Below are 14,854 nucleotides of genomic sequence, written 5' to 3'. Positions count from 1 at the left end.
CGATAGTTCTTGTTCCCGCCACCTCCGTTGTTATGCTCCCGAGTACCGAGTACCGAGTACCGAGTACCGAGTACCGAGTACCGAGTACCGAGTACCGAGTACCGAGTACCGAGTACCCAGAGCCACTTCCCTCGCATCAAACCCCGTTTCCGTATATACTCCACCCCCATTTTTTTCATCTGAAGGTAGTAATCAATGCGCATTGCGTTAGGTATCGAATACGATGGCGCCAAATACTTTGGCTGGCAGAGACAACGTGAAGTTCGCAGTGTCCAGGAGATGCTGGAGAAAGCCCTGAGTAAGGTTGCCAACCATCCGGTCGAGGTTCAGTGCGCAGGGCGGACTGACGCGGGTGTACACGGTACCGGCCAGGTTGTGCATTTTGATACTACCGCAGAGCGTAAGATGATTGCCTGGACCATGGGCGTGAACACCAATATGCCAAAGGATATTGCTGTTCGCTGGGCCAAAGAGGTGCCGGATGAGTTTCATGCGCGCTTCAGTGCGACGGCGCGCCGTTACCGCTATGTGATTTACAATCACGCCTTCCGTCCGGGGATCCTGTCTTCCGGTGTGAGCCACTATCACGGTGACCTGGATGTGGAGAAGATGCACCAAGCGGGTCAGTACCTGTTGGGTGAGAACGACTTTACTTCGTTCCGTGCGGTTCACTGTCAGTCACGCAGTCCGTGGCGTAACCTGATGCACCTCAACGTAACCCGTCACGGCAACTACGTGGTCATCGATATTAAGGCCAATGCGTTTGTGCACCACATGGTGCGTAATATCACCGGCAGTCTTATCGCGGTAGGCCGTGGTGAGAAAGAGCCGGAGTGGATCAAATGGCTGCTGGAAGCCAAAGACCGCAAGCTGGCAGCCGCGACGGCTAAAGCCGAAGGTCTGTACCTGGTGGATGTGGATTATCCACAAGAGTTTGAGCTGCCGCGTGAGCCGATGGGGCCACTGTTTTTGCCGCAGGATTTAAGCCGATAATAAGCCAATAAAAAGCAAAGAAAAACGGCACAGGCTTCAAGCTTTAAATAGGTACAACCAGTTTTTTATCCACAGTGGGGAATTATTGTGGTTTAATCCTGTCGCAATAATCGGTATTTGTCACTTTCGCAATGAGGCGGAAGTTCGGAGAGAAAAGGTCTTCCATGAGTTGGCTTGAAAAGATTTTCAATAAAAGCAGCATCGCAAGTTCCCGCAAAGCGTCTATCCCTGAGGGTGTATGGACCAAATGTACTTCATGTGAGCAGGTGCTGTACCACGCTGAACTAGAGCGTAACCTGGATGTTTGTCCTAAATGTGACCACCACATGCGTATGGGCGCGCGTCGCCGTCTGGAAAGTTTCCTTGATGAAGCAAACCGTCAGGAACTGGCTACAGAGCTTGAGCCGCAGGACAAACTGAAATTTAAAGATTCCAAGCGTTATAAAGATCGTCTGTCTGCTGCTCAGAAGAACAGCGGCGAGAAAGACGCGCTGGTCGTAATGAAAGGTGAACTGCTGGGCATGCCGCTGGTAGCCTGTGCCTTTGAGTTCTCTTTCATGGGTGGTTCAATGGGTTCTGTTGTTGGCGCACGCTTTGTTAAAGCGGTAGAAGCGGCAATGGAAAACAACTGCGGTCTGGTATGTTTCTCTGCCAGTGGTGGTGCCCGTATGCAGGAGGCTCTGATGTCTCTGATGCAGATGGCAAAAACCAGCGCGGCACTTGAGCGCCTGTCTGAAAAAGGCCTGCCGTTTATCTCAGTAATGACTGACCCGACTATGGGCGGCGTTTCTGCGAGTCTGGCTATGCTGGGTGACATCAACATCGGTGAGCCAAAAGCGCTGATCGGTTTTGCCGGCCGCCGCGTTATCGAGCAGACCGTACGTGAAGACCTGCCTGAAGGCTTCCAGCGCAGTGAGTTCCTGATGGAGCATGGCGCACTGGATATGATCGTTGACCGCCGTGAAATGCGTCAGCGTGTTGGTGCTCTTATCGCCAAGCTGACTAACCAGGCGTCACCGCTGGTGGTTTCGGTTAACGATTCTCCAAAAGAGGCTGAATACGAAGTACCAGTCGCGGACGAAAAAGAGTAAAGTATTCATTAAATAACCCGTCACAACGGATTGCGTTTAATGAATCACCAAAACACTCCTCAAGCCACATCGCCTCTATCGGTGTGGCTTGATTATTTAGAGAACATCCACACCAGTGCGATTGATCTCGGCCTTGACCGTGTTCAGACGGTCGCTCAGAAAGCCAGCCTGACCAAACCAGCCCCAACTGTTATCACCGTCGCCGGAACCAACGGTAAAGGTTCAACCTGTGCCCTGATGGAAGCGATCCTGCTTGATGCGGGATACCGCGTGGGTGTTTACAGCTCTCCTCATTTGATCCGCTATACCGAGCGGGTGCGCATTAACGGTGAAGAGCTGCCAGAGCACAAACACAGTGAAGCGTTTGATTTTATCGAGCGTGAGCGAGGTGAAACCAGCCTGAGCTTTTTTGAATACGGCACCCTGGCGGCACTGCGCCTGTTCCAGACCGAGAAGGTGGAAGTGGTGCTGCTGGAAGTCGGCCTTGGCGGACGCCTGGATGCGACCAACGTGGTGGACCACGACGTATCGGTGATCACCAGTCTGGCAGTTGACCATGTAGACTGGCTGGGTGATGACATCAACGTGATCGGTTTTGAGAAAGCGGGTATCTTCCGTAGTGGCAAACCAGCGATTTGCGGCCAGCCTTTAGCGCCGTCAACCGTGGCAGCACATGCGGATGATATTGGCGCAGAGCTGTATCAGGTTGGTATTCAGTTCGACTATCATATCGATGGCGATTCACACTGGCGCTGGGAGTCTGGGGCGTTTGCACTGGATAAACTGCCGGTCCCTGAGCTTCCTCTGCCAAATGCCGCGACTGCACTGATGGCACTGGCGAGCTCCGGGCTGGAGCTCTCGGATGTGAATATTGTAAACGGCCTCAGCAGCGCGACGCTGGATGGCCGGATGCAAAAACTGGCGGAATCACCAACCATTTTGCTGGATGTGGCGCACAACCCACACTCGGCGGAATATCTGGTGGAACGCCTGCAAAAAGGCTATCAGGGCCGCCAGCTGCACGTGGTAGTGGCGATGCTGCACGACAAAGACATTGAAGCCACACTCAATGTCCTGTCGCAGTTAAAGCCTGCCTGGTATCCGGCGTCACTGACCGGACCGCGCGCGGCGCATGCTGACGTATTAACTGAGCACCTCGATGAGGTGACCGGTAAATTTGACACTCCGGTGGACGCGTTTGAAGCGGCGCGAAATAATGCCGGGGAACAAGATGTAATCGTGGTCGTTGGCTCCTTCCATACCGTAGGTGCCGTACTCGACCACTGGGACAGAGTGAAGGAGCAAAATGGCGAGTAAGTTCCAAAGCCGTCTGGTCGGCACCATTATACTGGTGGCGGCCGGGGTGATCGTGCTGCCGGATGTCCTGGATGGAAAGAAAATCCATTACCGGGAAGAGCTGGCGAGCATCCCGCTCAAACCCGAACTGGAAAACGAGGTCGAGACCTTTGAAGTGCTCGACCCGGTTGAAGACGTCGCGGTTCTGCCGCCGTCACCGGTTGAAGTGGTGGTGGATGCCAAACCAGCCAAACCTGAGCAGGTGGTTGTAAAAGAGAAGCCGGTCGAAGAGCGCAATGCCTATCAGGACAGCGCCTGGATCATTCAGCTGATGGCACTGAAGAATGTCGACAATGCCAAAAAGCTGGTGGCGGATCTGCAAAAGCGTGGTTACCAGGCACATATTAAGCAGGAAAATAATTTCTCACGGGTGATTATCGGCCCGGATGTGTCCAAATCAAAACTGGAACGGCAAGTGGCTGAGCTGGAAAAGATCACCGGCTCAAAAGGTCAATTGCAGAAATTTAAACCACTAAATCCTTAAGAAAACGTTTGCGTCGCGCGTTTTTCTGTTAAAATGCGCGCCAACTTAGAATGTAGAGTCACATGATTTGGATTGATTTTGTCATTTTAGGGGTGATCGGCCTGTCGGCTTTGATCAGTTTGATTCGCGGCTTCGTTAAAGAGGCCCTGTCTCTGGTGATATGGTTTGGGGCCTTTTTTGTGGCCAGCCAGTACTACGCCAAACTGGCGGTGTACTTTACCAATATCCAGGATGACATGTTCCGCAACGGTGCGGCCATAGCGGCACTGTTTATTGCGACCCTGGTAGTGGGTTCCCTGGTCAACTATGTGATTGGCCAGCTGGTTCAGAAGACCGGCCTGTCGGGAACCGACCGTATACTCGGGGCAGTGTTTGGCGGATTGCGGGGAGTGCTGATCGTTTCTGCGGTGCTGTTTTTTATAGATGTATTTACTACATTGGATAACTCTGAGTGGTGGAAAGGATCACAGTTAATACCTGAGTTTAAACTGGTTATTGAGCCTTTCTTTGAACACTTACAACAAACATCCAGTTTTTTGGCCGGCACGTTATAGTGCCGGTGCTATAGTCGCAAACCGAGGATCAAGACATGTGTGGTATTGTTGGAATCGTGGGTACAACTCCTGTCAACCAGTCAATCTATGACGCCCTGACTGTGTTGCAGCATCGTGGCCAGGATGCCGCCGGTATTATTACCATAGAAAGCAATCGTTTTCGTCTGAGAAAGGCGAACGGTCTGGTAAAAGATGTATTTGAAGCTAAGCACATGCAACGTCTGCAGGGCACTGTGGGAATCGGCCACGTGCGCTACCCGACAGCGGGCAGCTCAAGCGCTTCAGAAGCACAGCCTTTTTACGTTAACTCGCCTTACGGTATCACCCTGGCGCACAACGGTAACCTGACCAATGCACATGAGCTGCGTGAAGCGCTGTTTGACAAGCAGCGTCGCCACCTTAACACCACTTCGGATTCAGAAGTGCTGCTGAACGTACTGGCTTACGAAGTTGACCAGTTCGAAGCAGTAACCAAAGACGCCGTATTTGAAGCGGTTGCGAACGTCCACAAGCAGGTTCGCGGTGCTTACGCAGTGGCTTCTATGATCATCGGCCACGGTATGGTGGCATTCCGTGACCCTAACGGTATCCGTCCTCTTTGCCTGGGTAAACGCGAGCTGGAAAACGGCCGTGTTGAGTACATGGTGGCATCTGAGTCTGTCGCTCTGGATGCGGTTGGTTTTGATTTTGTGCGTGACGTAGCGCCAGGTGAAGCTATCTACGCGACCTTCGACGGTGAGCTGTACACTCAGCAGTGTGCTGAAAACCCGCAGGTTTGCCCGTGTATCTTCGAATACGTGTACTTTGCGCGTCCTGACTCGTTCATCGACAAAATCTCGGTTTACAGCGCCCGTGTTGAAATGGGTAAAAAACTGGGTGCGAAGATCAAGCAGGAGTGGGAAGACCTGGACATCGACGTGGTTATCCCAATCCCTGAGACTTCGTGCGACATCGCGCTGGAGATCGCTCAGCTCATCGATAAGCCATACCGCCAGGGTTTTGTGAAAAACCGTTACGTTGGCCGTACCTTCATCATGCCGGGCCAGCAGCAGCGTCGTAAGTCGGTTCGCCGCAAGCTGAACGCTATCCGTTCTGAGTTCAAGGGCAAGAACGTACTGCTGGTAGATGACTCTATCGTACGTGGTACCACTTCTGAGCAGATCATTGAAATGGCCCGTGACTCAGGTGCCAACAAGGTTTACATGGTATCGGCAGCGCCGGAAATCCGCTTCCCGAACGTATACGGCATCGATATGCCAAGTGCGAACGAGCTGATCGCTCACGGCCGTGACAACGATGAAATCTGTAAAATGATCGGCGCTGACGCCCTGATTTTCCAGACACTGGAAGACCTGGTATCGGCAGTAGGTACCGGTAATCAGGACATCCAGCGCTTCGAAACGTCAGTATTTAACGGCGAGTACGTGACGGGCGACATTAATCAGCAATACCTGGAGCTTATCGATGCCATGCGCAACGACGACTCCAAGCTTCAGCGCGACATCCAGCAGGATCTGGCGAATCTGGAGCTGTACAACGAAGGCGCATAAGCCGTTGTAGCCATAATCAGGTTGCACTAATAAACAAAAAGCCAGGCTGGAATATCCGCCTGGCTTTTTTTATATCAGTTGCGAGAACCGAGAACCGAGAACCGAGAACCGAGAACCGGGATTTATGCGAACGAATGCTCGCTGACAAAATCAATCAGCAGTCGTACTTTCTCTGGCTGGTGATCTTTGTGGTTGTAGAGCATGTACACATCACGCGGGTTGGCACTCCAGCCATCAAGCACGCGGATCAGCTTACCGCTTTCGATGTAGTTGTTGATCATCACATCCGGCATCAGGGTAATGCCAAGGCCTGCGATACAGGCACGGCGTACCACGTTCATTTCACTCGCTTCCAGACGGCCGCGTTCGTTAATGACCACGTATTCGCCTTCACCGTTGGACAGCTGCCAGCGCAGCAGCGGACGGCCTTTCAGCAGGCTGTGTTCTTTCAGGTCTTCTGCATGGGTCAGCGGGCGGTGGCTCTTGAGATACTCAGGAGTCGCAACCAGTACGTCTTTTACCGAGTTGATCTTACGGGCAATCAGGCTCGAATCACGCTGCGGACCTACGCGGAAAATCACATCCCATTCGGTTGGGTCAAGCTGGTCTGACTGGTTGGTCATGGTCAGCTCGATACGAATGTCCGGGAACTCAGCCATAAACTGGTTCAGTAAAGGCATGATCATACGCTTGGTGATGTTCGACGGCGCAGAGATGCGCAGTTTACCGGAAGCGCCACGGCAGTCATCGGTGATTGTTTCTGCGGTGCTGGCCAACTGTTTTAACAGGGGAGAGCATTCGGCATAGAAACGTTCGCCCGCTTCCGTCAGCGCCAGTTTTCGGGCGTGGCGGTTCAGCAGACGCAAGTTCAGAGAATCTTCCAGAGCCTGAATACGGCGGGTAATGGTTGCAACCGGGATCATGGTTTTACGTGAGGTTGCAGTATAGCTACCGTTTTCAATCACTAAGCGGAAGAGATTTAAGTCGTCTAGTTTCATCGTTTGGACTCAAACAAAAAGCCGGACTCAGAAGTGTAACCTATGTTTTCATTTTATGGTTGCTTTAAGTCAAGGTTTTTGTGTGATATTCAGCCGTTCAACCCAATATCTGGTGTTATTTTTGGGGCAAGGTTGGCATTTTGTGGGATTAGCCGGGTTGAGATTTGAGCCAGGGGGGACTACTTTTAACTAAGTACATAATAAGAATTGGTCTCAGTTGTACTGGTTTGATATTCACTCAGATTAGTATGACTGGCGGTTAGGTTAGTCGGAGATGTGAGCGATGATTGAGTCAAGCAGTAGAGACTCCCAGGTGGCAGCCTTTAAGCAGAACAGCGAACCGGTTGTCATGATAGTCGATGACGATGCGGTATTTCGCCAAATGATGAAGGGCTTTCTCGCCGGGTGTGGTTACCAGGTGATGGAAGCAGAAAACGGTCTGGATGGATTGCAGAAATTACGGACTCAGGTGCCTGATTTGATCATCAGTGACCTGTCTATGCCGATCCTGAACGGTATCGAGTTTGTTGAGGAAGTCTGCTGGGAATATCCTTCCCTGCCGATGATCGTGGTGTCTGCGACAGAAGATATGTCTGATGTGGCAAAAGCGCTGCGCTTTGGTATTAAAGATTTTTTGACCAAACCCGTTACCGATCTGCACCACCTCAAATCAGCAATTGAAAACAGTATGGGCGATGTCAGTGAATCTGAGCCTGAGCAGCGTGACTTTGCTTCTCACTGGTTCCGGGTGGACGAAGACCATACCCTGCCGGAAGAGCAGGAGCTGTACTGGCATTTGGGGCACCTGCAGGACAACCCCAACCTGGCCCGACAGCTGCTTGAAGCCCTGTTGCCTGAGCGCGATACGGAGCAGGGCGGCTGGAAGTGTAACTATCGCATGCTTCAGTCATCGGAAGAGCAGCCGCTGGTATTTGATTACGCCTGGGTAATGGATGGTCAGTTCGCTTTTTATCTGGTGGATGCAGCCAGCGGCGGTGAACGCTCAGTAGCGACAACCCTGCTGATCCGGGCGCTGTTCAATGACTATATCCGCAGTCACGGCCATGAGCATATTGCCATTCAGTCGCTGGTGACTGCGATTGAAAAAGGGATCCAGTGTTCGGAATACGCAGCCCCTGTTCGTTGTCTGTTTGGTATCGCAGACATGACAGACGCGAGTGTTGAGTTTATACCGGCGGGGCTGGGAGCGATGTGGTCAGGTGGTAATGGAAAAACAAGCCTGGCTGAAACCCTGCCACTGGGCAGTGGCTACCCGGCACAGGAACAGGTCAGTGTTGCGATGGCCACTGGCGGGCAGCTGAACTATCACAAGATTGGCAGCGTCAGCTTCAGTCTCAATATTTCTTCAAGTCAGGTTCAGTAGCCCCGGGCTGCTGAACCTTTTCATTTCCTTTCGTAATACCCCTGATTTTGCCTGGTTTTTGTCCGGGCAAAATTGCTTTATATTCCGGTGTGGTCACCATTGTGGCTGATAATAATAATCGTTAGACTGGGAGATAAAGTTATGGAAAGCAAAGATTTCAAAGAGCCTTACAACGCCCTCTACTTGCTGGGGTTTGTTGCAGCGCTGCTGATACCAACCCTTCCGGCAAGCCTGACCTGGCTGCAGATTGTGGCTGGCCACTAAGAGAGGTGCCTTATCGCTGTTAAGCGTGCGGTGTGGAATATTTTTGGGCTGATGGCCCTGATACTGGGTATTATCGGCATTCCGTTGCCTGTGTTACCCACCACACCATTCATTCTGCTGGCCAGTGCCTGTTTTATGCGGGGCAGCCCGCGTTTTCATCACTGGCTGCACAGCCATCGAACATTTGGCCCGATTCTGCATAACTGGCAGGAGCGGCGTGCGGTATCCGCGCGGGTGAAAAAGCGTGCATATCTGCTGATTGCGGCGAGTTTCACTTTTTCAATCGTCGTGGTACCGCTGATTTGGGTAAAATGGCTGTTAGTTGCTGTGCTTGTGGTCTTGATCACCTGGTTTTCGCGTCTTCCGGTCCATGATGATGTTGCTGACTGACAGGAAAATCACTAAGATGAATGGTTCGTGCCGGTTACGGTAAGAGTCTTTCTTCTGCGCTTAATGCGCCAGCCATACTGTATGGCAATAACTAACGGATTCTTATCAGAAATGGCATTAGCGCCCGCTTCAGGGCCCATACATAGGCTACTATTCCGCCAGATGTACCGGGCTTTGTGAGTGGGTTTCGTTTTTTATTGTCTGCAGAAAACGATTGCAGAGTGGCCGCATGAGCAGGAAGGCTCCGGCAAAGGCGGCACAGATGTACAGAAGATTAGTATTATGAGTGAACAAACCATCGCCCAGATCAAAGCAAGTATCAAGAGCATTCCTGACTACCCGAAACCAGGTATCCTGTTTCGTGATGTCACCAGCCTGATGGAAGATGCCAAAGCGTATCACGCGACCATCCAGCTGATGCTTGACCGCTATAAAGACATGGGATTCACCAAAGTGGTTGGTACTGAAGCACGTGGCTTCCTGTTTGGTGCGCCGCTGGCGCTGGAGCTGGGTGTTGGCTTTGTTCCGGTTCGTAAGCCGGGCAAACTGCCACGCGAAACTATCGGACAGTCTTACGAACTGGAATACGGTCAGGATACGCTGGAAATTCACGTTGATGCGATTGAAAAAGGCGACAAAGTACTGGTTGTCGACGATCTGCTGGCAACTGGTGGTACCATCGAAGCGACGGTGAAACTGATCCGCCAGCTGGGTGGTGAAGTTGAGCACGCTTCGTTCGTTATCAACCTGCCGGACATCGGCGGTGAAGAGCGCCTGAAGCAGTGCGGTCTGAACGTATTCAGCGTTTGTGATTTCGAAGGCCATTAATTCCGGGCCTTCGTGGCCGGTTGATTGCTGAGTATTTAAAAAATCGTATTCCTGGCGTGTGTCAGGCATACGATTTTTTTCGTATAAACGGCCATTTGGCCGAAGTTTTTTTGAGGCCCGCTAAAGGGCGCTGGTATAATCCCTCTCACTTCCGATTCAGCCAGGAATTTTGCATGAGCTATCTCGCGTTAGCACGCAAGTGGCGCCCTAACCAGTTCAGTCAGGTGGTTGGGCAGAGTCACGTATTAACCGCGTTGGAAAACGCCCTGACACAAAACAGATTGCACCATGCCTATCTGTTCAGCGGAACCCGTGGGGTAGGTAAAACCTCTATCGGCCGTCTGCTGGCCAAAGGTCTGAACTGTGAAACCGGCATTACTGCCACACCGTGTGGTGAATGTAATACCTGCCGTGAGATTGATGAAGGCCGCTTTGTTGACCTGCTGGAGATCGATGCAGCGTCACGCACCAAAGTCGAAGATACCCGCGAGCTGCTGGATAACGTTCAGTACAAGCCTGCCCGTGGCCGTTTTAAAGTGTACCTGATCGATGAGGTACACATGTTGTCACGCCACAGTTTTAACGCCCTGCTTAAAACGCTTGAAGAGCCGCCGGAATATGTGAAGTTCCTGCTGGCGACCACCGATCCGCAAAAACTGCCGGTGACCATTTTGTCCCGTTGTTTGCAGTTCCATCTGAAGCCCATCAGCGTTGATCAGATCCACGCTCAGCTCGACCATATCCTGGCCCACGAGCAGGTGAGCGCAGAGGCGCGTGCGCTGGGAATGATTTCCCACGCCGCAGACGGCAGTATGCGTGATGCCCTGAGCCTGACCGATCAGGCGATTGCACTGGGTAACGGTGAAATCAAATCTGAGACTGTGTCCGCCATGCTGGGCACCCTGGATACCGATCAGGCCCTGCACCTGCTTAAAGCGATTGCGGACAAGCAGATAGATGGCGCAATGGCAGCGGTTGATACGCTGGCACAAAACGGCGTGGACTGGAATGGCCTTCTGTCTCAGCTGTCAACCCAGCTGCACCGCATCGCCATGTATCAGGCCCTGCCGGAAACACTTGACGCTGACGCTCCGGATGCGGCATTGGTAGAAGCCCTTGCTAAACAGCTTTCAGCAGAAGACGTGCAGTTGTATTACCAGATCAGCATTAAAGGTCGTCAGGACGTTCCGCTGGCACCAAGCGCCCGGATGGGCGTGGAAATGCTGGTGCTGCGCATGATGGCGTTCCGTCCGGTTAAGGCCGGGGCGCAGCCAATCGCGATGGCCACACAACCGTCAAATACGATTCCTGTGGTGAACACTGCGCCAGCCGCATCTCCGCAGCCGGTTTCGCGGCCCGTGGCGCCATCAGCGCCTTTACAGCCACAGACTCAGCAGCCTCCGGTTCAGCCTGCAGTATCACTGCCAGTTACACCTCAGCCGGCCGCACCTCAGTCAGCTCCTGCGCCGGCTATGCAGAGTGCACCGGCCCCGAGTGAACTGAATCCGCCGCCAATGGGTATGTCGCCCCAGCCAATGGACTCTGCGCCGCCGCAATATGCGCCAGGCGAAGCTCCGGGGGGACAGTCTGCACCGGCAGCGCCTCAGGCCGCTCAGGCGCAAAGTGCTCCGGCATCACCGCTGGCGGGGATCCGCCATCAGCTGCGCAGCAAACGTGGTCAGACCCGCAATGAGGGCGGACCAAAAAAGGCTAGTGCGGCACCTGTAAAAGAAAAGCAGTCAGCGCTGGAGCGAATCGCTCAGCGTGCTCCGGCTGGACGGGTGTCGCAACCAAAAGAGGTTTCCGAAAGTAAGGCCAAAGATGATGAGCCGTACCAGTGGAAGCCGACCCTGGCACCCCAGAAGCCAAAAGAAAAGGTGCTGACCCCGACAGAAGTTAAACGCGCCCTTGAGCACGAGAAAACACCGGAAATGGTGACTAAACTGGCAAAAGAGGCATGTGAGCAGGACGAATGGGCCGGTACGATTGATAAGCTGACCATACCCAAGTTGGTAGAGCAGCTGGCGCTGAACTCAGCGTTCAGTAAACAGGGCAATGAAATTGAACTGACCCTGAGAATGTCTCAGGCGCACCTCAATAAAGAGCGCGCCCAGCAGGAGCTGGTCCAGGCACTCAGCGAAGTGCTCGGTGAACCCTGCTCACTGACGGTAAAGATTGGTGAAGAGGGGCAGACGCCGCTGGAGCTGCGTGACAGGCTTTACCAGCAGCGACTGGAAACCGCGCACCAGAGCCTGGCAGAGGACCCGAATGTGGAGTTCATTCTGACCCGCTTTGCCGCCGAGCTCGACAGTGACAGTGTAAGACCGATTTAATTAGGCGGGGGGACGGTTGAAACAGATCACCGTCATCCCCATATCCAAAACAACGAATGAAACAAACCAGAGAGATAAAGAATGTTTGGTAAAGGCGGAATGGGCAACCTGATGAAGCAGGCCCAGCAGATGCAAGATCGCATGCAGAAGCTTCAGGAAGAGATTGCGAACATGGAAGTGACCGGTGAATCTGGCGCTGGTCTGGTAAAAGTGACCATCACCGGCAGCCACAGCGTTCGCCGCGTTGACATCGACGAGAGTCTGATGGAAGACGACAAAGAGATGCTGGAAGATCTGATCGCAGCGGCATTCAACGATGCAGCGCGTCGTGTTGAAGAAACTCAGAAAGAGAAAATGGCTTCAGTAACTGGCGGCATGCAGATGCCTCCAGGCTTCAAGATGCCTTTCTGATAAGAGCGATTTATGCGTACCAGCCAAATGCTGGAACAATTGATGGAGGCCTTACGTTGCCTGCCTGGGGTTGGCCCCAAGTCGGCGCAGCGTATGGCCTTTCATTTGTTACAGCGCGACCGTAAAGGTGGTCTGCACCTAGCTGAGGCACTGTCACAGGCGATGACCGAAATCGGCCATTGCAGCGAGTGCCGTACCTTCACCGAAGAAGATACCTGTCATATCTGTACCAATGCCAAACGGGCAGAGAACGGTCAGCTGTGTGTGGTGGAAAGCCCTTCGGATATTGCCGCCATCGAATCGACTGGTCAGTACTCCGGCCGTTACTTTGTGCTGATGGGACACCTGTCACCGCTTGATGGTATCGGCCCTTCAGACATCGGTCTGGATGTGCTCGACTTCCGCCTTCAGCGCGGCGGGATCTCGGAAGTGATCCTGGCCACCAACCCAACGGTGGAAGGGGAAGCGACGGCACACTACATCGCAGAGTTGTGCCACGAGCATCAGGTTTCTGCCAGCCGCATTGCTCACGGCGTGCCAATGGGCGGAGAGTTGGATCTGGTAGACGGCACCACTCTGTCCCACTCAATCATGGGACGGCAGAAGCTGTAACGCTCTTGCGATGAGTCCGGATGAACTAAAAAGCCCCATTGCTGATAACAGCAATGGGGCTTTTATTATGGTGCCAGAACCCAGAACCCAGAACCCAGAACCCAGAACCCAGAACCCAGAACCCAGAACCCAGAACCCAGAACCCAGGACCCAGGACCTCGGTCCCCTATTTCAGAACTCGAACTTAAACTGGACCGCCGGGCTCAGCAGATCGGAACGCTCTTTTACCAGCTCTTTTCGCTGGCGCTGAAGTTCTTTGCGTTTCTCGTCTTCGCCTGAGAGCAGGGCACCCAGTTTGAAGTCGATATCATGGATCTCCTGTTCGATCTCTTTCAGGCGTTTCTCTTTCAGGTAGACCTGACGGCCAAGCTGGTACTGTTTTACAAACTCAGCGTTCGGACAAACGCCATTATAGGTGTCACCGTCAGCGCCCACCCGGTAGCCGTTCTCCGGGGAGCAGTATTGCTTCAGACCCAGCTGATAGCCATGGTTCCAGGCATTCTTGTCCACCGCGACACCGGCTTCTGCACAATCTGAGACGTAGTTCTGTACTCTCGATGCCATTTGGCCCTGCTGACCATTCTGATAGCCGATAGCCTGCCAGTCTGCGACTTTGCACTCTTCGGGGCTGATCGTCGCGCAGCCACCCAGCAGCATGGCTGCAGCCAGGGCGACAGATACGTTAAATTTCACTATATAAATCCTGCAGCAATAAATAAACCGGCGTTATGTTACACCACAGAATGGGGATGAGAAAAGATCAGCTGGACGCGTGTTCGAGTTCGGTGATCACTTCGATCGCGTGTTCATTGGTGCTGCCGCAAATTGTCGGGCAGGGTTTGAAGTCGTGGCAGACTTTTGGTCTTTCCGGCTTGCCGAACAGTTTGCACAGGTTGTCATCGTTGAGCTGAATGCAGCGCACACCGGCAGGTTTGCCTTTCTCCATACCCGGAATAGAGGAGGAGATACTCGGGGCAATACAACAGGCACCACAACCTAAACGACAATCCATAACAGGCTCCACAAGCAAAAAAACGGGCGGCGATAGTATCAGAATCCGGCGTCTGCGCCCAGCCGGTGCTTGAATTTTATTCGCGACAGGAGTATAAATCGCACCCCATCCAAAGTAAGTGAGTAGCAGTAGAATGAGCAGTGCATTTTGGCAAGAGAAAACCCTGGAGCAGATGACCGAGCAGGAGTGGGAGTCGCTGTGTGACGGGTGTGGCAAGTGCTGCCTGCATAAACTGATGGATGAAGACACCGACGAAGTGTACTACACCAACGTCGCCTGCAGCTGGCTCAACAGCAAAACCTGCTCATGCAAAGACTACCTGAACCGCTTTTCATCAGGTGAAGAGTGCCTCAAGCTGACCCGCGATAAAATCAACGAGTTCCACTGGCTGCCGGATACCTGTGCTTACCGCCTGCTGGCCGAAAAGCAGCCATTGCCGGAATGGCATCCGCTGATCACCGGCTCAAAGTCGGCCATGCACGCAGCGGGTGAAAGTGTACGCAATAAGGTGGTGTATGAAGTGGATGTGGTGGACTGGGAAGACCACATCCTGAATCACCCGGCATGTGGCTGAGTGATTGCGGTAAAATAACT

General features: G+C 53.0%; 17 protein-coding genes. 14 read left to right on the top strand and 3 right to left on the bottom strand.

Annotated features, from left to right (window positions below; translation table 11 throughout):
* The first annotated feature begins 195 nt into the window (after positions 1-195).
* The 6 genes from truA (at position 196) to purF (ending at position 6,028) form a co-directional block, all read left to right on the top strand.
* Positions 196-993, top strand: coding sequence for a tRNA pseudouridine(38-40) synthase TruA (gene truA, locus ACVB80_RS05990; protein ID WP_481080352.1), 798 nt, complete (start codon positions 196-198; stop codon positions 991-993).
* 164 nt (positions 994-1,157) lie between these two features.
* The gene (gene accD / locus ACVB80_RS05985) at positions 1,158-2,084 is read left to right on the top strand and encodes an acetyl-CoA carboxylase, carboxyltransferase subunit beta (RefSeq protein WP_481080351.1); all 927 of its coding nucleotides are present in this window, start codon (positions 1,158-1,160) and stop codon (positions 2,082-2,084) included.
* Positions 2,085-2,123: 39 nt separating this feature from the next.
* Positions 2,124-3,401 (top strand): bifunctional tetrahydrofolate synthase/dihydrofolate synthase, encoded by a 1,278-nt coding sequence (gene folC, locus ACVB80_RS05980; protein ID WP_481080350.1) that lies wholly within the window; start codon positions 2,124-2,126, stop codon positions 3,399-3,401.
* Complete coding sequence (locus ACVB80_RS05975; protein WP_481080349.1) at positions 3,391-3,924, top strand: SPOR domain-containing protein; 534 nt, start codon at positions 3,391-3,393, stop codon at positions 3,922-3,924. The genes folC and ACVB80_RS05975 overlap by 11 nt, the downstream gene beginning before the upstream one ends.
* 62 nt (positions 3,925-3,986) lie before the next feature.
* On the top strand, positions 3,987-4,478 hold the full coding sequence (locus tag ACVB80_RS05970; protein ID WP_481080348.1) for a CvpA family protein: 492 nt from the start codon (positions 3,987-3,989) through the stop codon (positions 4,476-4,478).
* 35 nt (positions 4,479-4,513) lie between these two features.
* The gene (purF, locus tag ACVB80_RS05965; protein WP_481080347.1) at positions 4,514-6,028 is read left to right on the top strand and encodes an amidophosphoribosyltransferase; all 1,515 of its coding nucleotides are present in this window, start codon (positions 4,514-4,516) and stop codon (positions 6,026-6,028) included.
* Positions 6,029-6,150: 122 nt separating this feature from the next.
* Here purF and ACVB80_RS05960 read toward each other — a convergent pair whose 3' ends face one another.
* Positions 6,151-7,026, bottom strand: coding sequence for a LysR family transcriptional regulator (locus tag ACVB80_RS05960; RefSeq protein WP_481080346.1), 876 nt, complete (start codon positions 7,024-7,026; stop codon positions 6,151-6,153).
* A gap of 283 nt (positions 7,027-7,309) precedes the next feature.
* Here ACVB80_RS05960 and ACVB80_RS05955 point away from each other — a divergent pair, with 283 nt between their 5' ends.
* The 7 genes from ACVB80_RS05955 (at position 7,310) to recR (ending at position 13,248) form a co-directional block, all read left to right on the top strand.
* Positions 7,310-8,410, top strand: a complete 1,101-nt coding sequence (locus ACVB80_RS05955; protein WP_481080345.1) for a response regulator — start codon at positions 7,310-7,312, stop codon at positions 8,408-8,410.
* Between the two features lie 141 nt (positions 8,411-8,551).
* Positions 8,552-8,674, top strand: a complete 123-nt coding sequence (locus tag ACVB80_RS05950; RefSeq protein WP_481080344.1) for a hypothetical protein — start codon at positions 8,552-8,554, stop codon at positions 8,672-8,674.
* Positions 8,675-8,686: 12 nt separating this feature from the next.
* Positions 8,687-9,064, top strand: coding sequence for a YbaN family protein (locus ACVB80_RS05945; RefSeq protein WP_481080382.1), 378 nt, complete (start codon positions 8,687-8,689; stop codon positions 9,062-9,064).
* 282 nt (positions 9,065-9,346) lie between these two features.
* Entirely contained in the window at positions 9,347-9,892 is a 546-nt protein-coding gene (gene apt, locus ACVB80_RS05940) for an adenine phosphoribosyltransferase (protein WP_481080343.1), read from the top strand.
* Positions 9,893-10,065: 173 nt separating this feature from the next.
* The gene (gene dnaX / locus ACVB80_RS05935) at positions 10,066-12,225 is read left to right on the top strand and encodes a DNA polymerase III subunit gamma/tau (RefSeq protein ID WP_481080342.1); all 2,160 of its coding nucleotides are present in this window, start codon (positions 10,066-10,068) and stop codon (positions 12,223-12,225) included.
* An 81-nt stretch (positions 12,226-12,306) separates the two neighbouring features.
* Positions 12,307-12,636, top strand: coding sequence for a YbaB/EbfC family nucleoid-associated protein (locus ACVB80_RS05930; RefSeq protein ID WP_481080341.1), 330 nt, complete (start codon positions 12,307-12,309; stop codon positions 12,634-12,636).
* 12 nt (positions 12,637-12,648) lie between these two features.
* Positions 12,649-13,248: a recombination mediator RecR gene (gene recR, locus ACVB80_RS05925; protein ID WP_481080340.1), complete on the top strand. Its 600-nt coding sequence runs from the start codon at positions 12,649-12,651 to the stop codon at positions 13,246-13,248.
* A gap of 171 nt (positions 13,249-13,419) precedes the next feature.
* Here recR and ACVB80_RS05920 read toward each other — a convergent pair whose 3' ends face one another.
* Both ACVB80_RS05920 and ACVB80_RS05915 read right to left on the bottom strand, forming a co-directional pair.
* Positions 13,420-13,941 (bottom strand): DUF2799 domain-containing protein, encoded by a 522-nt coding sequence (locus tag ACVB80_RS05920; protein ID WP_481080339.1) that lies wholly within the window; start codon positions 13,939-13,941, stop codon positions 13,420-13,422.
* Between the two features lie 67 nt (positions 13,942-14,008).
* The gene (locus tag ACVB80_RS05915; RefSeq protein ID WP_481080338.1) at positions 14,009-14,260 is read right to left on the bottom strand and encodes a YkgJ family cysteine cluster protein; all 252 of its coding nucleotides are present in this window, start codon (positions 14,258-14,260) and stop codon (positions 14,009-14,011) included.
* 133 nt (positions 14,261-14,393) lie between these two features.
* On the opposite strand from ACVB80_RS05915, the gene ACVB80_RS05910 reads away from it, so the two are divergent.
* On the top strand, positions 14,394-14,834 hold the full coding sequence (locus ACVB80_RS05910) for a YcgN family cysteine cluster protein (protein WP_481080337.1): 441 nt from the start codon (positions 14,394-14,396) through the stop codon (positions 14,832-14,834).
* The last annotated feature ends 20 nt before the right edge of the window (positions 14,835-14,854 follow it).

This window comes from Vibrio sp. 9-16B-A1, assembly GCF_056726165.1.
Note: the sequence above shows the minus strand (reverse complement) of the source record. Positions and strands in the feature narration are given on the sequence as shown.